This is a genomic window from Massilia sp. CMS3.1 (assembly GCF_051262535.1).
Classification (GTDB): Bacteria; Pseudomonadota; Gammaproteobacteria; order Burkholderiales; family Burkholderiaceae_D; genus Telluria.
In genome coordinates, this window is the sequence record NZ_JBIMES010000022.1 from 14,583 (window position 1) to 32,314 (window position 17,732).

At 65.1% G+C, this 17,732-nt stretch carries 15 protein-coding genes and 1 pseudogene; 8 read left to right on the top strand and 8 right to left on the bottom strand.

Annotated features, from left to right (window positions below; genetic code table 11):
- Positions 1 to 2: 2 nt before the first annotated feature.
- From ACHAC9_RS22455 to ACHAC9_RS22465, 3 genes are read right to left on the bottom strand one after another with little or no spacing between them, the layout of a single operon-like run.
- A complete protein-coding gene (locus tag ACHAC9_RS22455; protein WP_435763669.1) occupies positions 3 to 1,175 on the bottom strand; it encodes a tetratricopeptide repeat protein in 1,173 nt (390 codons plus the stop codon).
- 57 nt (positions 1,176 to 1,232) lie between these two features.
- On the bottom strand, positions 1,233 to 1,517 hold the full coding sequence (locus ACHAC9_RS22460; protein WP_435763671.1) for a hypothetical protein: 285 nt from the start codon (positions 1,515 to 1,517) through the stop codon (positions 1,233 to 1,235).
- A gap of 15 nt (positions 1,518 to 1,532) precedes the next feature.
- Positions 1,533 to 3,029, bottom strand: coding sequence for a DUF4331 domain-containing protein (locus tag ACHAC9_RS22465; protein WP_435763673.1), 1,497 nt, complete (start codon positions 3,027 to 3,029; stop codon positions 1,533 to 1,535).
- 254 nt (positions 3,030 to 3,283) lie between these two features.
- On the opposite strand from ACHAC9_RS22465, the gene ACHAC9_RS22470 reads away from it, so the two are divergent.
- Together ACHAC9_RS22470 and ACHAC9_RS22475 are read left to right on the top strand one after the other, a co-directional pair.
- Positions 3,284 to 3,868, top strand: a complete 585-nt coding sequence (locus ACHAC9_RS22470; protein WP_435763675.1) for a sigma-70 family RNA polymerase sigma factor — start codon at positions 3,284 to 3,286, stop codon at positions 3,866 to 3,868.
- A complete protein-coding gene (locus tag ACHAC9_RS22475; protein ID WP_435763677.1) occupies positions 3,865 to 4,578 on the top strand; it encodes an anti-sigma factor in 714 nt (237 codons plus the stop codon). Before ACHAC9_RS22470 ends, ACHAC9_RS22475 begins: the two co-directional genes overlap by 4 nt.
- Here the strand turns inward: ACHAC9_RS22475 and ACHAC9_RS22480 are convergent.
- Positions 4,570 to 4,791 (bottom strand): hypothetical protein, encoded by a 222-nt coding sequence (locus ACHAC9_RS22480; protein WP_435763679.1) that lies wholly within the window; start codon positions 4,789 to 4,791, stop codon positions 4,570 to 4,572. The genes ACHAC9_RS22475 and ACHAC9_RS22480 overlap by 9 nt on opposite strands.
- A 140-nt stretch (positions 4,792 to 4,931) precedes the next feature.
- On the opposite strand from ACHAC9_RS22480, the gene ACHAC9_RS22485 reads away from it, so the two are divergent.
- Positions 4,932 to 5,387: a recombinase family protein gene (locus ACHAC9_RS22485; protein WP_435763681.1), complete on the top strand. Its 456-nt coding sequence runs from the start codon at positions 4,932 to 4,934 to the stop codon at positions 5,385 to 5,387.
- A 41-nt stretch (positions 5,388 to 5,428) separates the two neighbouring features.
- On the opposite strand, the gene ACHAC9_RS22490 is transcribed toward ACHAC9_RS22485, so the two are convergent.
- The 4 genes from ACHAC9_RS22490 to ACHAC9_RS22505 form a co-directional block, all read right to left on the bottom strand.
- On the bottom strand, positions 5,429 to 6,007 hold the full coding sequence (locus ACHAC9_RS22490; RefSeq protein WP_435763683.1) for a PEP-CTERM sorting domain-containing protein: 579 nt from the start codon (positions 6,005 to 6,007) through the stop codon (positions 5,429 to 5,431).
- Positions 6,008 to 6,030: 23 nt separating this feature from the next.
- Positions 6,031 to 7,593: a DUF4331 domain-containing protein gene (locus ACHAC9_RS22495; RefSeq protein ID WP_435763685.1), complete on the bottom strand. Its 1,563-nt coding sequence runs from the start codon at positions 7,591 to 7,593 to the stop codon at positions 6,031 to 6,033.
- Between the two features lie 307 nt (positions 7,594 to 7,900).
- Positions 7,901 to 8,980 carry a sensor histidine kinase gene (locus tag ACHAC9_RS22500; protein ID WP_435763687.1) on the bottom strand — a complete coding sequence of 360 codons (1,080 nt, stop codon included), beginning with the start codon at positions 8,978 to 8,980 and terminating at the stop codon, positions 7,901 to 7,903.
- A 78-nt stretch (positions 8,981 to 9,058) separates the two neighbouring features.
- Entirely contained in the window at positions 9,059 to 10,105 is a 1,047-nt protein-coding gene (locus ACHAC9_RS22505; protein WP_435763689.1) for a hypothetical protein, read from the bottom strand.
- Positions 10,106 to 10,312: 207 nt separating this feature from the next.
- On the opposite strand from ACHAC9_RS22505, the gene ACHAC9_RS22510 reads away from it, so the two are divergent.
- The 5 genes and pseudogenes from ACHAC9_RS22510 to ACHAC9_RS22530 form a co-directional block, all read left to right on the top strand.
- Complete coding sequence (locus ACHAC9_RS22510; protein ID WP_435763691.1) at positions 10,313 to 11,794, top strand: hypothetical protein; 1,482 nt, start codon at positions 10,313 to 10,315, stop codon at positions 11,792 to 11,794.
- Positions 11,791 to 13,275, top strand: a complete 1,485-nt coding sequence (locus tag ACHAC9_RS22515; protein WP_435763693.1) for a hypothetical protein — start codon at positions 11,791 to 11,793, stop codon at positions 13,273 to 13,275. Before ACHAC9_RS22510 ends, ACHAC9_RS22515 begins: the two co-directional genes overlap by 4 nt.
- A 15-nt stretch (positions 13,276 to 13,290) precedes the next feature.
- The gene (locus ACHAC9_RS22520; protein WP_435763695.1) at positions 13,291 to 13,731 is read left to right on the top strand and encodes a hypothetical protein; all 441 of its coding nucleotides are present in this window, start codon (positions 13,291 to 13,293) and stop codon (positions 13,729 to 13,731) included.
- A gap of 37 nt (positions 13,732 to 13,768) precedes the next feature.
- Positions 13,769 to 17,416: a tubulin-like doman-containing protein gene (locus ACHAC9_RS22525; RefSeq protein WP_435763697.1), complete on the top strand. Its 3,648-nt coding sequence runs from the start codon at positions 13,769 to 13,771 to the stop codon at positions 17,414 to 17,416.
- 129 nt (positions 17,417 to 17,545) lie between these two features.
- Positions 17,546 to 17,732: pseudogene (locus ACHAC9_RS22530) on the top strand (hypothetical protein); the annotation flags it as partial.

The following is a 17,732-nucleotide window of genomic DNA, read 5'->3' on the forward strand; positions in this document are numbered from 1 at the left end:
CATCATGCCTTGCCCCCCAGGCGCGCCACGGTGGCGGCAATGGTGGCGTCCTCGATCCCGCTGGTTTTCAACCAGGCTTGCACGATGGCGCGTGCTTCCGGATCCTTGCTGGCCAGAGCCGCTTGCGCGAGGATGCGCAGGTCGGCCGGCTCCTTCTGCACCGCCCAGTTCAGCTTGGCCAGGCGCACGGCGGCAGGCGCGTCGCCGCGCAGCGCCAGCTCGTACCTGGCTTGCTCGCGCTGGTGCACGTTGTCGCGCCGGCGCATGGCGGCATCGAAGCGCGCCGCCAGGTCGGCGCTGGCCTGGGCCGCACCCGGTGCCCCCGCCGTTTTCAGTGCGATGGCGTGGCGCAGCAGCAGCGCATCGGCCTCGGTCTTGTCGTTCAGGAGTTTGATCACGTCAGGCGCCCGGCCGCGGTCGAGCAGGAAGTCTGCGTATGCGCCGAGCAGGTAGCTGTCGGCAGGGTCGAGTGCCAGCGCTTCGCGAAAATGGGCCTCGGCCGCGTCGAGCCGGCCAAGGCGCGCGGCCATTTCGCCGAGCAGGGTCGCAACCCAGGCGCGGATTTCAGGGCTGGCATCAAGCCGCGCCGCATACGTCTGGCGTAGCCGTTCGTAGCTGGCGCGTGCCTGGCCGCTGATGCTGCCCACGCTCGACAGACAGGCTTGCACCACCAGTTCCGGCGCGCGCGAATACAGGCGCATGCAGCTGGCGTGCGCACCCGTGAAATCGCCCGTGATCGTCTGCACGGTGGCGCGCGTGAGCCAGGCCTGGCTGTTGCCGCTGTCGCGTTTCAGTACGGTGTCGAGGTCGGCCAGGGCGGCGCCGAACTGGTGGGTGCTCTGGCGCAGCGTGGCGCGCAGGACCAGTACCGGCGTGGGCGGTTGGGGTTGCGAATACCAGGGCGCGAGCGCCGCCTGGGCGTAACCCAGATAGCGCGGATCGCCGTCGCGCCGGCTTTGTTCGATGTAGCGCTGGGCCAGCGTGGTGGCCAGGTTCAAATCATGCGGTTTCGCGTTCTGCGCCGCGCGCAGGCCTTGCAGTTCGCGCCGCGCGGGATCGCGGCCGCCGGGCAGGCGTTCGAGCACCTGTGCGCCGCTGGCCGGAATGTAAGGCGCCGCGCTCGCTGTCGTGAGGGCGCAGGCGCATGTAAACAAAAATACGGTCTTGCCGAGCATGGTTACCTTGATAAACATAACGCGGGACGGCAAGCCGCCCCGCGCATGAAACGCCGATTAACCGACCGGATTAGGCTCGGTGTTCTCGGGCTTGGTCTCGGTGACGCCCTCGATCGACTGCGGCTCGTCGTTGTCGAGCAGGGCGTTCACACGTGCCATCACGTAGTCGAAGAACGAGTCGCTCGCGACCGGTGGCGTCGTCGGCGTGCCACCCGTCGGGGGCGGCGGCTCCGAAAACGTCGTCTTGCTGTCGCCGCCGCAGGCGCTCAGGGCGAGCACCGCACACAGCGCCGCCGCGCGCAGCGTGCCGCGTGACAGATGGGGGAGGAGATGAATGGACATGGCAGCTCTCCTCGCTTACTGGTTGCCTGGCAGCGGCGTGTTCAGGTACGGGAAGGCAGCCTTGAAGCTGTTCGCGTCCTTGCGCACGCCATCGGTCAGCGACAGGCCGCCGGCGGGTGCATCGGCCGGCTTGCAGCCAACGCCGAGCGCGTCGTTCGCGCCGGTCAGGACGCACAGTGCACCCATTGCCACACGCAGCGAGACGTCGACGATATCGTCGGCCGGACGGCGTCCGTTCGGGAAACCGGCATTGTCGCCGGCGGCCACGCCGAGTGGATTCTGCGATGCCTGCGCGGTCGGCTCGATACTGGTATTCAAGCGCAGCATTTCCGAGGCCACGACATTCTTCGGCTGGTTCACGCCGGGAATACCCTTCAGGAAGGCGGTCACCAGGTCGGTACGCGGGAAGTTGGTCGGTGCCTTGGCCGATGGGAACAGCGTCTCGACGACCGCCGGCAGCACCGGATTGGTCACGTAGTTGGCCCACTGGGCGTCGTCCTTCGGCTTCGAGGTATTGAAGCGGTCCTTGTCGTCCATGCCGATGATGACTTCGTTCACGAGCGGCATGCCCAGACGCGAAACCTGGGCCCAGGCGCCGCCTTCCTTGACGGCGCTGTTGATGCCCGACGCCGGGTTCGGATTGATCAGGCGTGCCTGGCGCATGCTGGCCGTCGCATAGCCGCCAATCACCGGTTCGCCGGCCACGGCCAGGCAGCCGACCGGCAGTTCCATCGCGATGGAACTGATGTTCTTGTTTTCCAGGTCGTTCTTGTTGCCGCCCGACTCAGCGCCCAGCGGGTTCAGGTTGAACAGGTCAAAGATCTTGCCGACCGCGATATAGAAGGGTTCCTTGCGCTGGCCGACGAAGACACGGCCGGTGCCGCAACCTGGCACGGCGATGTCGAAGATGTGCTGGTTAGCGTAGGTTTCATAGCCGCCGGCGCCGCCGAAGACCTTCTCGCCGATGTTGTCGACCGGCTTGTCGAATTCCGTGGCGCCGTTCGGCGCGGCCAGGCGCGTGCGGGTGCCGCTGCGGCGGTCGCCTTTGACCATGTCGATGGAATAGGTTTCACGCACGTTCAGCGAGGCCGGGTTGACGCCGCTGATGGTCGACGAATTGATCAGCGGGATCAGGACCTGCTTGCCGCCGATATTCAGCGCGGTGCGCTTCGAGGTGTTCTTGAAGCGGATCTGGAAGGTGATGTCTTCCTTCGCGTCGCCGTTATTGTCGACGTGAATTTCGTACATCGCGTTCTGGTCGAACTGGTAGAAGTTCGGGCCGCCCTGTGGATCCTGGAACGGGGTGAAGTTCGCAATCATCGTCACGAAGCCGCTGCGGCCCGGTGCATAGCTGCGGAACATGTAGAAGTCGGTGCCGTCGACTTTTGGCGCATTCGTCAAAAACGGGGCTTCGCGGTGGCTCGAGGCGCTGGCTGGGCTGGACAGCGCCATCAGGGCCGTTCCGGTCACAATCGCGGCGGTCCATAGGGATTTTTTCTGCATGTGTTTCATCTCGCTCTCCGGTTTCACAGGGGTGGTGTAATTATTTGTAAAAGTTGCAAATCTGATGATATTGATTATCGGGCAAGCCCGTCGCACGATTCAGTGAGCATAGGAAACAGTCTACGCATCGCCGGGCTGTATGGCATATACGCAGCCGCAGGCTTATTGGATTCAAAATATTTTTTAACAATGCGGATCCTGTAACTGTGGTATTTTTCTTGGCGACATCAACACAGCCACCACCATGCATCGATGAGTACATCTTGAGCAGTACCGCACCACAAGCCGATCCAGCCCAGCTGCGGGCCTGGCTGCAGGCGGCCGCACGCCGCGACGGCAGCGCGTTTCACGCGCTCTACGAAGCCAGTTCGCCCAGGCTGTATGGGTTGGCGCTGCGCATCCTTGGCCGGCGCGAGCTGGCGGAAGAGGTGTTACAGGAGAGTTTTGTCGCGATCTGGCACCATGCTAGCGAGTACGAGAGCGCACTGTCGGCGCCGATGACCTGGATGACGACGATCGTGCGCAACCGTGCCTTTGACGTGTTGCGACGCACCCGCCATGAGGGCGAGGATGACGCCTTCGACAGCCGTGCGATGGAGTCGCTGCCGGATCTGTCGGCCACCCCGGCCGACCTGCTGCAGATGAGCAGCGAGGCAAAAGCGCTGGCCGACTGCATGGGCGCGCTGGAAGAAAAGCACCGCCAGGTCGTCGGCATGGCCTTCTTCCACGACCTGTCGCACAGCGATGTCGCCGAAAAGCTGACGCTGCCGCTCGGTACCGTCAAGACCTGGATCCGGCGCAGCCTGGCGCGCCTGCATTCCTGCCTGAGTGAGCGAGGTGCCGCATGAACCTGCGCGATAACGAACCCCTGCGCGAACGCCTGGCCGCCGAATATGTGCTAGGCACCCTGCGGGGACGCGCGCGGCGCCGCTTCGAGGGCCTGATGCATGGCGACGCGGCCTTGCGCCGCACGACGCGCGAATGGAACGAGCGCCTCGGCGCGATGGCTGAATTTGCACCGCCAGTGGTGCCCGATAAACGGGTCTGGCGTGCGATCGAGGACCGGCTCGGCCTGCGTGCAGCAGCCCCGGGCTGGCAGTTCTGGCGTATCGGCTCGCTCGCGCTGTGGCGCACCTTGGGTGTGGCGTCGTCGGCGCTGGCGGCACTGCTGCTGGTCGTGGTCCTGCAGGAGCGCCCCGATAGCGCGCGCATGAGCGACATCGCCAGCCTGCTCGACGAGCAAGCCCGCCCGGCACTGGTGGTGACGGCCGACCGCGAACGCAAGTTGATGACGGTGAAGGTGGTGGCGAGCGTGCCGCTCACGGCGCAGCAGGCGCTGCAATTGTGGGCCGTGCCGCGTGACGGCAAGCCGCGCTCATTGGGCGTGCTCGGCGCGAACCGCGAGCTGACGCTGCCGCTGCCGGCGAACGCCATCGGCGCCGACGTGGCGGTGCTTGCGGTCAGTCTCGAACCGAAGGACGGCTCGCCGAATCCCGACGGACCGAGTGGACCGATCCTCTACAAGGGTCCCTGGGTCAGCTTGCTTGGCTCAGGCTGATCCCGGGCCGGGGCCCTCGTTGGCGGCGGGCGGCAAATGCAGCACGAGCATGGTCGTGCCGCGGTAGCCGTCGAGGTAGCGCATCGTCTCCAGGATGCTCTCGAGCGGCGCCGGCTTTACCAGGTAGCGGTCGAAACCTGCCGCCAGCGCAAGCCGGACAGAATCGGGCGACATATGGCCGGTGATCGCGATGATGTATCGATAAAAGCGCAAGGGTTTTGTCTTTACGTGCAGGAACAAGGGAGGGCGGTTCGCACATGCAGCAATTCAGCCATCGCGTTCCTGCGAGTGCCTTGTCATACCGACGCTGGTCGAGGCATACGCAACCTGTCCTGCCTGCAAGGAAATAGTTCATGAAACAGCCGATCGCACGAATCTACCAATGGGCGTCAAGCGACGCCACCGAACTTGCCCACCAGGACGCGCTGCGCGTTGAAGCGCAGGCGATGGGTTATACCGTCACCGCGACGTATTCCGAGGAGGGGGCGGGCGCGTGGGGCGAGCGTCCGCAACTTCAGCGCTTGCTCAACGACTTGAAAGAAGGTGACACCATCATTGTCGAGCACCTCAACCGCATTACCCTGCTGCCGCTGGACAAAGTCGTCGCACTGGTGGGCATCCTTGGCGCCAAGGGTGCGACGGTGTCGATTCCCGGCTTGCTGGACTTGTCACACACTGCCAAGGGACCAGCGGTCATCGTGCGCGAGACGATGCAGGCGATGCTGCTCAAGGTCGTCCTCTACCAATGCCGCTCGCACTGGGAAGCTCGCAGTAAGCGGCAAGAGCAGGTATACGACATTGCCAGGTAATGGGAAAAAGGCGCTGCCGCAGCTGCGGCAGCGCTGAGCCATCAAGGCGCCGGCCTTGCGGCGGCAACGCGACGTGCACCCACCAGCGCACCCATCCCAAGCAGCAGCATCGCGATCGACGCCGGTTCCGGAACCTGGGCGGCATCGACGAGGATATCGTCGATCACCAGGTCCCCGCTGGCGGCGAAGCGCAGCTCCGTCAGCCCAGACCACATGGTTGACGAGATGCCGGCCAGCTCCGACAGTGCAAACATCATGCTGAGCTGGCTATTGTCGCCGAAGATACCGGTAATGCTCAGGGTTGCCGCGGTTTGCGCATCGTTCCGGCCTGCGACCAGGCCGGAAAATGAGAACAAGCCGCCCTCGTCCGCCGTCAGGCTGACCGTACTGCCGTCAAGCAGGACGAGTCCGCCAGTCAGGGCGCTGCCCAGCCCATCGATGGTCAGGAAGCCTGCCGCATCGCCAGCCAGGACGAAGCCCGCTTCGCGGTAAACGGCACGGCCAGTATCGTTGTCGATGTCGATCACGGCAGGATTGTTGAAGTTGATGACGGCGGCACCGGCATACTGGCTTGCGCCGAGTGCCAGAGCAAGCGCCAGCGTACGAAGTAGTTTGTGCATGTCTATCCTCCGGTAATAGTCGGTTACTGCGCGCCCGGAAGCGGCGTGTTCAGGTAAGGGAATCCCGCCAGGAAGGGCTGGACGGCCTGGTCGACCGCATCGTGCAACCTGAAGGCGGTCGCGCCGAGGGGAACGGCGGACGGATTGCAGGCGCTCCCGAAACCAAACCTGTTGTTGTTTCCGTTTGCCATGCACAGGCCACCTACCGCGGCAATCAGGGAAATGTCAACGACATCGTCCTTCGGACGGCGGCCATTCGGGTAGCCCGCGTTATCGGAGCCGCCAGCCAGTGCATTGCCGACGATGCCGAGCCGGTTCTGCTGGGCAAACGCCACGGCGGGAATCGATGTGTTCAAGCGCAGCATTTCGGAAGGAACTGGATTCAACGGCCGGTTCACATTCGCGATACCAGTCAGGAAGGTCGTCACCAGGTCCTGGCGCGGCAGGTTACTCGGCGCGGCACTGCCTGGAGCCAGTCCCATCCCAATTTCCACCAGTTTCGGCAGCGTTGGGTTGGTGACATAGGTGGCGAACTGTGCATCGTTTTGCGGCAGCGAGCTGTTGAAACGGTCCTTGTCCGGCAGGCCAATGATCACTTCGTTCACGAGTGGCATGCCGAGACGCGATACCTGGACGAACGCACCGCCGTAGGTAATCGTGGTCTGGTGTCCGGACGGCGGGTTGGCATTGACCAGCTGGCTCTGGCGGATGCTGGCGGTGGTCCAGGTGCCGATGACCGGATCGGCCGTTGTCGTCGACAGCAGGCAGCTCTTGTGAACCTCGACCGCAAGCGAGGTGATGTTCTTGTTGGCCAGCGGGTTCGGCGCGGCGTTGATCTGGTTCGGGTCGGTGATCACTGCCAGCGGCGCATTGATCAGATCGAACACCGTGCCGAGGTTGACGGCGAAGCCTTCGCGCCGCTGTCCCACGAAAACGCGGCCCGGTACCGAGCAGCCTGGAATGGCCACCGGATGGATATGCTGGGCTGCATATGCTGCATATTGCGGAATGGTTTTGGTGCCGATATTGTCGACAGGTTTGTCGAAGCTCGTGCTGCCGCTGCCTACCCGCGACAGCGCCGCTGCCTGCCCGCTACGCCTGTCCCCGCGGATCAGGCTCACGGTAAACCGTTCATTGACATTGAGCACTGGCGAGTTCGGTCCCTGGACCTGGCCTGCCTGCGTCAGCGGGATCGGAACGTTCTGGGTACCAATCGGCAGTGTGATGCGGTTGAAAATGTTCTGGAATCGGAACTGGAAGGTCAGGTCTTCCTTGGCGTCACCGTTGTTGTCGACATGGATTTCGTAGATGGCGTTCGGGTCCATCTTGAAATAATTCGGACCACCGTAGGGGTCCTGGAGGGGCTGGTAATTTGCAATCAGGGTGACATAGCCGGAGCGGCCTGCCTCATAGCTGTTGAATGCATACAGGTCGGTGCCGTCGATTTTCGGCTGGGTCGTAATGAACGGTGCTTCCCGATGGCTCGAGGCCTGGACCGGCAGCATGGCGATCAGCGCCAGCAGGGGACCACTTGCTGCAATCAATACTGCCCGGGACTTCGTACGGCGTACGGCATGGTCGACCATGATGCGTCTCCTCGGTGAGTGATGTTGTCAAAACAATCAAATATTGGGTGTGTGCGATATCTTCGGCGTGAGTTTTGTTGCGATATTTGCCGAAAATGGCGCATTCAGGCGACATTGCATGAAGCGTGCCAAGAGAAATACTGCCTATGGGGGGCTGGCGGTTCTCTCACCGGCCTCGTATGCACTGTAAAAAATTCCGACAGGATGGATGGAGCGAAAGCGGTACGCGCAATGAGAATGGATCTGGCTGGCGCTGACGGAACTGCATGATGGATGCGGCCGCAGGCGCGCACGGGGAGCTGCTGCCTTAAGGGGCCTGGTGCACGTGTTCCGGCAGGCTTGTCACCAGCCGGAACAGGAACACGGTCGCGCCTCCCTTCGAACTGACCTCGATCGTCCCGCCATGCGCGCGCGCGATCTGCTCGACGATATACAGGCCCAGCCCCAGCCCTTCGTCGCCCGAACGCGAGGCCGCGCGCCAGTAGGGTTTAAAGAGTCCATCGATCACGCCTTGCGGCAGTTCGGCCCCCGCGTTCGCCACCGACAGCACGAGTTCGCCCTTGACCATGCTTGCGGCCACCCGGACCGGCGCGTCGTCGCTGCCGTGCACCAGCGCGTTCTTGAGCAGATTCGACAGCAGCTGAGCGACGCGCTCGGGGTCGCAGCGCAGCCAGAGGCCAGGCGCGATCGTGGCCTCGATCGGACGCTGCGGATACAGGCCGCGCATCTCGTCGACCACCTGCTCGAGCGTGCCCTCGACGTCGGCGTCGCGCAGGCGCATCGGGATGCCGGCGCCCATGCGCCCGCGCGTGAAATCGAGCACGTCGTCCACCAGCGCGGCCATGCGGGTGGCGCTACTGCGGATGCGTTCGACGATCGGGCGCGATTCCGGATCGGGGTGCTCCAGTGCCAGCAGGTCGGTGCCGAGCAGGATCGAGCCGAGCGGGGTGCGCAGGTCGTGGCCGAGGACGGCGATGAATTGTTCGCGCAGCTCCGCCGTTTCGCGTTCGCTCGAGAGATCCGCACGCGCTTCGACCAGCTTGTTGTCGGCATCGAGCTGTTTCGAGACCAGATCGGCAAACAGGTGCATGGTCGAGACGGTGACGCTGTCGGTCAGGCGCGCCGGCTCCGGATCGAGCCCGCACAGGGTGCCGAAATATGCGCCGTCGGCGCGGAAGATCGGGATCGAAAAATAGCTCTGGAAGCCGTCGATGCGCGGCGTGTGGTGCGCGCAGTCGAGCACGGCGCAGGCGGTCCAGGAATCGTCGGTGACGTGGGCGATGCAGACGAAACGCAGACCGGTCATGGCGGCGACTGTTTCCAGGATCTTCGGCACCGCGCTGATCGCCTGGATCTCCTCGACGCGTTTCGAGAGCTCCTCTTTCATCCCTCCTTGACTGTTTGTCGCATATGTTCAGAGTCCGACAAGGACATGCTACCACCGCGCCCTCGCGAAAAAGCAGTATCACACGGTCCAGGCACCGTCCGCGTACACCCGTTCCTCACCCAGGTACACCGCGTCGGTCACGACGAACACGTCGATGTGGTAGCGCGCGTCCTTGCGCTTGAAGCCCGGCTTCGTATAGACGCCGTGTTTCGCGCCCAGCGACAGGTGGATGCCGCACATGCGTTCATAGGTGCCGATGTCGTCGACCCGGCGCTCGCGCGTGAAGGCGCGGTTCATGCCGAAACCCAGTTCGCGCACCCACACCTCGCCCTCGTCCGCGCGGATGATGTCGAGCACTTGCTGGAACTCCGGCGTCGCATTCTCGGTCGCGACCACGCGCCCGCGCTCGACGACGATCGTCACCGGTAGCGAAGGCCGGTTCGACAGGTAGGACGTGTCGCCGAATACGTGGATCTGCGCGCGCCCGTTCACCGCTTCGAGGTCGAGCGCCTCGGTAAACACTTCGCCGATCGGGAACTGGCCGCCGACATTGTTCATGTCGCTGTAGTCGCCGATGTTCAGCTTGGCCGGCTCGAGGCGCGATGCGAACACCAGTTCTTCGCCGCCCCCGCAGACACGCGCACCGGGCGCGGCGTCGATGCAGCCTTTCAAGCCACGGCCGATGTTGCGAAAGTAATGCGGGTCATAGGCCAGCGCGTCGATGTAGTGCTCGCCCTGGATGCCAGGCATGCGCGACAGGTGCACGTGCTCGACCACTTTCAGGCCCAGCTTGAACAGTTCGACGCGGATGCGGAAGGCCTCGAGCCGGAAGTTGGTCGACTGCACCAGTACCACCAGGTCCTTCGGCGCGAGCTGCCGGAAGCGTGCCAGTACTTCGGCAGGGTCTACGCTGTCGAAGTCGAGGAAGTCGGTGTGCGGCAGGTTGCGCCGGTAGGCCTCGACCAGCGCGCGTGCGAGACCGGTGCGGGTGTCGTAGACCACCAGCGATCGTTGTGACGGGCCGTGTTCGATGGCGATGTCGAGCACGTTGCGCAGGTGGCCGGCGGCGGTATCGACGGCGTGCGCCGGCAGGTCGGGCGTGGGGGGCAGGGCGGGAGCGGTCATGAAGAGCATCAGGCACGAATGGACCGGACATTATACGTATCTGCATCCAATTCGCTCGCAAAGGCGCGGATTCCGATCCCAGCAGTGCCGCCGGGCGCTACCGGCCTAACGGCGCGCCGCAAAGGCGCCGGGGCAGTTATGATTTCGACAGCAATAGCCGTCCACAGCACGTGGGTGGCATGCATATCTCAATCAACGCGGAGCACGATGGCATATCAATGGCAAACGCCGACCAGCACCTGGCTGGAAGACGAAACGAGCGGGCAGTTTGCGCTGCAGGCCAGCCGCGGGCTGGGGCATGTCGACTGGCAGGCGCATGCGCGCGGCCGCTTGCCTGACGTCGCCCATTTGCTGGGCGCTTCGCTGCCGACCAGCTGCGCCTGCGCCGCGATCTACCCGGAAGGGTTCGCCTTTTGCCCGACCTGCGGCGCGCCGCTCGAGCGCCTGCCGGGCGGTTTCAGGCACCATCCCGACTGGTGGGGCGCGCCGAATGACCAGGCGCTGCCGCGCCATGTGCCGCATGGTTTACCCGTCACCTCGCTGGCGCTGGGCGACCGTCTCGAGGGACGGCCGGCCGCGCCCCATGTCAACCGCGCCGAGCTGGCCATGCCGGCGCCGCCGAACGCCCATTGCGAGTTCATTGCGGGCAGCTACGGTTTTCCCGAGCAGCGCCTGCTGGCGCTGGCTCCGGCGCGCGGCGTGCTGCAGTACTGGGATCCGCTGGCCCAGCTGTGGCATGTGATGGGCGCCGAAGAAGCGGGCAGCGAACTGCGCTTTTCCGCCGGAGCGTACAGCTGGCTGCCGGCGGTCAATCCGGCGCGCGGTGAAGTCGGCATCGTGCCGCTCGATACTGGCCTGTCGCGCCTGTGGATCAATCCGGTCAACGAAAGCTACCGCCTCGAAGTCCTGTTCAGCGGGCGCCTGGCCTCGAGCCCGGGCGTCATGCGGCGCCAAGTCGGCTGCCTGTTCGTGGAGGACGGCGTGTTGCAGTTGCTCGATGCGCAGCTCGACTTCGTCAACGGCACCACCTTCGAATGCGCGGACGCCCCCACGGCCGGCTGGATGCGCCCGATCGGCTACGACAACCGCCTGTTCTGGCTGCACGCCCAGGGCCAGCTGGTCTGGCGCCCGGGGGAGTCGCCGCGCTGGACGCCATGGCCGCGCGGCTGGACCCCGAAGCTCGACTTCGGCGGCCCCACCCAAAGCCGGGACGGGCGCCTGTGGCACATCGGCCATGACGGCCAGGCGTATTCGTTTCTTGAACTCGGGGCCGACAATCCCCAGGTCGAGCCGATCGACGGTGGGCGCCTGGGCTTTGCCAACTTCCTGTTCCGGCGCGGCCACCCGGTGCTCGACCAGCCCTGGTCGGCCGAACACATTGAGGACGCGGTGCAGGACGATTCGCTGGTGCTGCCGCTGCTGCGCAGTTTTAATAACAACCGCGCCCAGCCGAGCGGCCTGGTGCTGCGCTTTCACGCCTATACCGGCCGCGCCGAGGAAGCCCTTGCCGGCCGCACCATCGCCAAAACCACGATCGAATGGATCGGCAAGCGCAACGTGATCCTCGACGAGGTCGCGCGCTTGTCGCGTCCCCTCGACTGCGTGCCCTTCGTGTATGACGGCGCGCTGTGGCTGCACCATCCGGACTGGAACGCGGTACGCGGCTGGCGCCTGGAAGCGCTGTCGTGAGGGCGCCCCTGTTACGCGCCTTCTGCCTTTGCGCGCTGCTGTGCGGCGCCGGGGCGGCCCGGGCCACGCCGCACGTGTTCCTGGTCCAGAACTCGGGCTGGATGGAGCCGTTCTACAGCGATCCGGATTCTCCGTTCAAGCCCTTGGTGGCCGAACTGGCGCTGGCCGTGGCGCAGCCGGGCGACGCGCTGGTGCTGGCGGCGTTCAACCAGTCGCAGCCGAACGCACCGTCGCCGCGCGCGCTGGTGTCGACGACCGTCGATAAAGGCACGCGAAGCGCGGTCAGGGGCGCGCTGCTTGAACTCGACACCGCGCGCAAGGCAGGCGGCGCGCTGGCCGACACCGACCTTGGCGAAGCGCTCAAGGCGGCGATGACGCAGGCGCTGGGCGGCAAGGATGGCATCGTCTGGCTGGTCACGAACAACCGCAACAGCCCGAATAACGACCAGGCGACGAACCTGCGCAACCGCGAGTTCTACCAACTGATCCACAGCGGCAGCAAGATCCGCACGGCGCTGGCTTTCCCGCTGCGCATGCCGGTCAAAGGGGAGCATTACCTCGCCAACGGCCTGATGGTGTACGCATTCGCCATCGGCGAGGGCGGCGCGCGTGCCCTCGACGGCTTGTTGGCATCTGGCGCCGTGCGCAGAATCATCACCGAGCCGCCCGCGCGCCTGAAACCGCTCGACCGCAATACCGTGCGCCTGGTGCCGCGCAAGGTCGAGAACGCACCGGGCGTGACCTTTTCCATGGGCCAGAACGGCGTGCTGCGCGCCGATGTGGCGCCGCATGCGAGCTCGCCGACTGCGAAGATCGGGTGGCATCTCGAGAACACGATGTACCCGTACACGATCGTCAGCGCGACCTTGAGCGCACGCTCGAAGCTCGGTGGCGAGAACCGTGCCGTAACCCTCGGCAGCACGCGTGTAAACGGGTTGGCGCCTGGTCAACCGCAGCCGCTGGGTTCGACCCTGCAGCTGCCGGTGGCGCAACTGCCCGGTAAATGGTCGATGGCGGCGCTGACATCGGCCGGCTCGGCCTATGTGCTGCCCGGGACGATCGAGGTCCACCTGGCCGACCAGAAGCTGGCCTTGTCAACGGGCTTCAGGGAGCGCATGACGGAGCTGTTCCCGGGCGACCCGCTGCCCGACATTTTTACGCCCCCGGCCCAGGTGCAGAGTTCGCGCGCCGTGCTGCCGATCGAAGTGCGCGTACATTACGGCAGCGGTCCCTTGTTCGCCGCCGGCGCTGGCTTGCTGGCGCTGCTCGCGGCCGCGGTGGCCGGCGCCTACGGCTGGATGCGTCCGCGCCGTGCTGTCGTGACGGTCGAGGACGAACAACGTACCATGCACGCCCGCACCGGCACGATTCAACCGATTTACGACAAGGCGGGCATCGAAGTGGCCCGCCTGAAGACAACCCTGTTCGGCCACCAGCTGATTGACCTGCGCGAAGGCGCGCAGGTCCGTCTCGGCCGCTGACCTCAAGGAAAAACCATGCAAGCCCAAAACACCACCGCCCAGACCGACCCAGGCTTCAAGCTCCCGGCCGACAAGGCCACGCCCGACGATCCGCTGCCGAAAACGACGCCGGAGACGGCCACCGGCCCGGTAGAAGTCATGCCGGGTGCACCAAGCCCGGCCACCGACACCTCCACGCGCGACGTCGCCATCGGCACCGGCGTGTTCCTGGTGCTGCTGGTCGTGTACTTCTTTGTCCGCAACGCCTATGTGCACCACCTGGTCGTGCGCCGCGTGGCGCCGTCCACTGCCGGCAGCGCCGGCTGGCTGCTGTTCGTGGGACTGACCTTCCTGTCGGCGGCCGTGGTACTGGCGATCATCAATGCGAGCAAATACCTGACCTTCGGCGTCACGGCGCCGCTGGTCGCGGTCGGCCTCGTCGCTTCAGTGGCAGCGCTGTTCATCGGCCGCCGTTAAACGCGACTGAGCACCTCACAGAATCCGAAAGAACGACATGGCAGATATCCCGACGCTTGACCAAATGAACCGCAAGTCCGAACTGAAGGTCGACTTGCGGCCGACGCTGTTCATCGGCGCAGGCGGCACCGGCATGGAAGTGATGATGCGCATCCGCCGGCGCATCCTGTCGGCAGTGTGGAACCGGCACCACCCGACGCGCGTCGAATCGATCGCCGACTTTCCGGTGGCGCGCTTCCTGCACTTCGACCTCGATTCCAATGCCATCATCGACGAAGGCAAGTCGCAGCGTACCGATCCCTGGTACGAGCTGGTGAAACTGACGGACGAAGAGCGGCTCGTGGAGCCACTCGACCTGCCGCAGTACCACGAGTCCGACGACAGCCTGTCGCGCTTCCCCCTGATCGAAAAATGGATGCCGCTGCGACCGAAGAAACTGCGCTCGCTCGGCATCGATCCGTCGAAAGGAGCGGGCCAGATCCGCGCCGTTGCAAGGCTGTACCTGTTCAACAAATACCCGAAGCTGCGCGGCCGCATCAAGGGCGCGCTGAATTACCTGGGCAGCAATGCCGGCATCGAGCGCAAGGAAAATTACCAGCGCCTGGGACTGCAAGTCGACACCTCGAAATTCCGCATCGTCGTCATCGCCTCGAACGCGGGCGGCACCGGCGCCGGCAGTGCGATCGACCTGGGCTGGATGGCGAAAGCCATCGCACGCCAGGAAGTGGCCGACAGCCAGGTGGATCTCGTGATGTTCATGCCGTCAGGTTTTGCCAAGGCGAACAAGGAGCGCACCGAAGCGAATGCCTACGCCACCATGATGGAGCTCGAGACCACCATGCGCGACATGAACGCGCAGGTGAAATGGATGGACCCGGACAGCATCACCGGCCGTGGCGCGCCTTTTGATGACGTGTATTTTGTCGACACCGCGAATTTGGCCAACAAGGCCACCCAGGACGTGAAGGACGTGTACCAGATGGTGGCCGACACGCTGTTCGAGGATTTTGCCTCGGCCGATTTCGCCAATCGCAAGCGCTCGGTCGCGGTGAACCAGCAGCAGCACAAGCTCGGCCCGTATAACCCGCGCGTGCCGGAAGGGCGTTTCGGCGACATGCGCCTGTCGTATTCAAAAGTGTATTCGGCCTTCGGCCAGTCGGTGCTCGACACCCAGCAAAGCCTGCGCGAGGACATCCGCGCGTATGAGCTGGCGGCGCTGATGGTCAAGGAATTCTTCGGCCTGGTCGGGCACGATGGCGCCTTGGCGCGCCGCGCGGGGGACCAGGAGCGCGACGGCTTCATGCGCGAACACATGGACATGCGCGAGCTGCCCTTCGACGAATTCCCCGATTTTAAAAAGGGAACTGTGGACGTGGCGCCGTTCCAGGAATATGCGCTCACGGGCCTGCTCTTGCGCGACAAGGAAGGGCGCTCGCTGCTGGAACGCGTCGAAAGTAAAGTGCAGCTCGAAATGGACCGCATCATGGCGGCTTTCGACGTGCCGCAGTGGCGCGAACGCGTGGCCGAGCTGCTGCCGAACCTCGAGCGCGACGCCATCCGCGAAGCCGGCGCCAGTGCCGAGACCAGTGAAGACCGCATCAAGCGTCACACGATCGAGCTGACCGGACGCCTGAAAACGCGCGTGCGCGAACGCCTGTATGCGCTGCTGGACGACCGCAAGCAGGGCGGGCTCGAATTCGTCTTGTCTCTGCTGGAGCAGGTGAAATCGCGCCTGCTGCAGCGCGACCTGGCCAACGCCGAGCGCAACGGACGCCGCTACCGCGACATCCGCGATGCGCTGCGCACGCGCCAGGTCGAAGAGTCCCTGGGCAACTTGTCGCAGGCGGCGGGTCGCTTGTTCGGCAAAGACGCACAGGCGCGCGAAGTCATGGCGCATTTAAAACGCGACATCGCCGACTACCTGCGCTTCCACCTGCTGGCGGTAGCCGCCGGCCAGTCGATCGACGTCATGCGCGGCATGTCGACCTGGCTCGGCGAGCCGCAATCGACCGACGAGCAGGGCAACGCCCAGTGGAGCGGCATCGCCGGCGAATTCCAGGAAGGGCGGCGCCACGTGCAGGAAATCCTGCGCGCGGTCGACGGTCGCATCAGCCAGCTGCGCGCCGACGCGCGCCAGGAACACGCCACCTACATCAAGCTGGCCGGCGACATGCAGCCGGCGCCGGTGCGTTTGACAGGGGACGTGAGCGAATGGAGCGAAGAAGTGCTGCTCGAATTCGGCGGTTCGGGAAAACTGTTCCCGCAGCTGGGCGACGAGCGCACCCGCGCGGACCTGTTATTGAAACTGTTCCGCCGCGCCCAGACCCAGCTCTCGAATGGTGAACTGCTGGCCGAACCGGTCGATCCGCTGCTCGAGCGCCTGAATGCGATGACGCCGCAGGAACGCCAGCGGGTGTTTGCCGAATGGATCCGCAGTGCCATGCCGTGGGTGAACGCGCGCTTCTCCGCCGAGTTCACTCCGAATTCGGACCAATTCAAGTGTTTTATCGGAGTGGGCGACGTAACTGCCTGGCGCAGGATGGAGGCCGAGATCCGCGCCTCGGTGCCGACCGGGTACTTCCATGGCGACGTGGTCTCGGTCGTCAACACCGGCATTCCGGGACGCGCGACCTGCTATATCGAGTTGTCGGGCTTCCCGATGACGATTCTGCGCGGCCTGCCGACCTGGCGCGCCTCGTACCAGATCGAGAACCCGAAGATCCCGACCCACCTGCATTTCGATGCGACGCGTTTTCGCCATCCGATTTCGCCCTCGATGGACGAATTGAATCGTCTGGCGGATGATTACGAATGGTTCCTGCAGGCGATCGCGCTGGGCGTGATCCGGAGAAAAACGGACATGGGCGACCGTGAAGCGGCCTTCCAGCCGCGCGGCCAATACCTGTTCGAGGTCGAGCCGGGTTCCGGCGAATGGCTGCAGATCGGGAATGAGTTCGCGATCCGCTCGAACGGTTTGCCGCCGTATTATCGCGAGCAGGTGATCGCGGCCGTGGGCAACCGCCAGGCGTCACTCGGGCCCCACCAGCTGCTGCTGCTCGCCGCCCTGATGCGCCACTACCAGCTGCGCGTCTACGAGCCGCGCCTGGAGACGGACGAAACCGGCGCCCAGCTGCCGTCGCCCTCGCTGCCCAACATCACGGCGCGCCGCCTGTACGAGGCCTGGCTGCGGCGCGCGCTGGCCGCCGACCCGACGCTCTCGAATGCGGCGGTCGATGCGGCGCTGGCCGCCATCGCCGCCTGGAGCGAGACCGTGCCTGATTCCGGGCTCGACGCCTACACCTGGGAAGTCGAGCGTCCGATCGACAAGCGCGTCATCAAGCCTGACATTCTCGGGAGCGAGGCGCGCGCCGCGGCGGCGCTGGAGGTGCGTGGATTCGGTGTGCCGCTCGGCGCGGCGCCGGCCTTATCGATTCCCGATCCGGGACCGGGGCTCGACGCCGCGCGCTACAAGCTGTTCGTGGCGGGCGCGCAGCGTGGACCGTTCGGAGTCGAGGAAGTGGCGCAGCAACTGGCGCGCGGCGAGATCGACCTGGCGACGCGCGCCTGGGACATGGCGCAGGACCCGAAGTTCGGCAAGTGGGGGGCGGTGGCCGAGATTCCCGGCATCGCCACCCGCGCGCCATCGATTCCCGATCCGGACGACGGCGTCCCGGATCCGCAATAACAGAGGCGCTTTGTGCAAGAGAATTCAACCGTCCGCTGCATCCACGCCGGGTGCGGACACCCGCTGCCGCGCCAGGTAAATTTTTGTCCGTATTGCGGGACCGCGCAAGGAGGAGGAGGGCGCGCGCCGGTGCATCAGAGTCCGGCGTCCGCAAGGCCACGCGCTGAAGCGGCGCCCGCTGGCGCCCCGCAGGAGAAGCCGGCGCGCGAAGCCATCCTGGTGGCAGCGGCCATGAGCGCTGCCGCCACCAGCCGCGCCGACGCGGCCAGTGCCACGCCCGAGGTGCCTGCTGCACCGGAGCCGGCGGCTCCGGTCG

Coding starts and splice junctions, on each gene's coding strand:
- ACHAC9_RS22465 (WP_435763673.1), bottom strand. CDS start 3,029: ATGAAACACATGCAGAAAAAATCCCTATGGACCGCCGCGATTGTGACC.
- ACHAC9_RS22460 (WP_435763671.1), bottom strand. CDS start 1,517: ATGTCCATTCATCTCCTCCCCCATCTGTCACGCGGCACGCTGCGCGCG.
- ACHAC9_RS22490 (WP_435763683.1), bottom strand. CDS start 6,007: ATGCACAAACTACTTCGTACGCTGGCGCTTGCTCTGGCACTCGGCGCA.
- ACHAC9_RS22455 (WP_435763669.1), bottom strand. CDS start 1,175: ATGCTCGGCAAGACCGTATTTTTGTTTACATGCGCCTGCGCCCTCACG.
- ACHAC9_RS22520 (WP_435763695.1), top strand. CDS start 13,291: ATGCAAGCCCAAAACACCACCGCCCAGACCGACCCAGGCTTCAAGCTC.
- ACHAC9_RS22505 (WP_435763689.1), bottom strand. CDS start 10,105: ATGACCGCTCCCGCCCTGCCCCCCACGCCCGACCTGCCGGCGCACGCC.
- ACHAC9_RS22500 (WP_435763687.1), bottom strand. CDS start 8,980: ATGAAAGAGGAGCTCTCGAAACGCGTCGAGGAGATCCAGGCGATCAGC.
- ACHAC9_RS22510 (WP_435763691.1), top strand. CDS start 10,313: ATGGCATATCAATGGCAAACGCCGACCAGCACCTGGCTGGAAGACGAA.
- ACHAC9_RS22495 (WP_435763685.1), bottom strand. CDS start 7,593: ATGGTCGACCATGCCGTACGCCGTACGAAGTCCCGGGCAGTATTGATT.
- ACHAC9_RS22485 (WP_435763681.1), top strand. CDS start 4,932: ATGAAACAGCCGATCGCACGAATCTACCAATGGGCGTCAAGCGACGCC.
- ACHAC9_RS22525 (WP_435763697.1), top strand. CDS start 13,769: ATGGCAGATATCCCGACGCTTGACCAAATGAACCGCAAGTCCGAACTG.
- ACHAC9_RS22475 (WP_435763677.1), top strand. CDS start 3,865: ATGAACCTGCGCGATAACGAACCCCTGCGCGAACGCCTGGCCGCCGAA.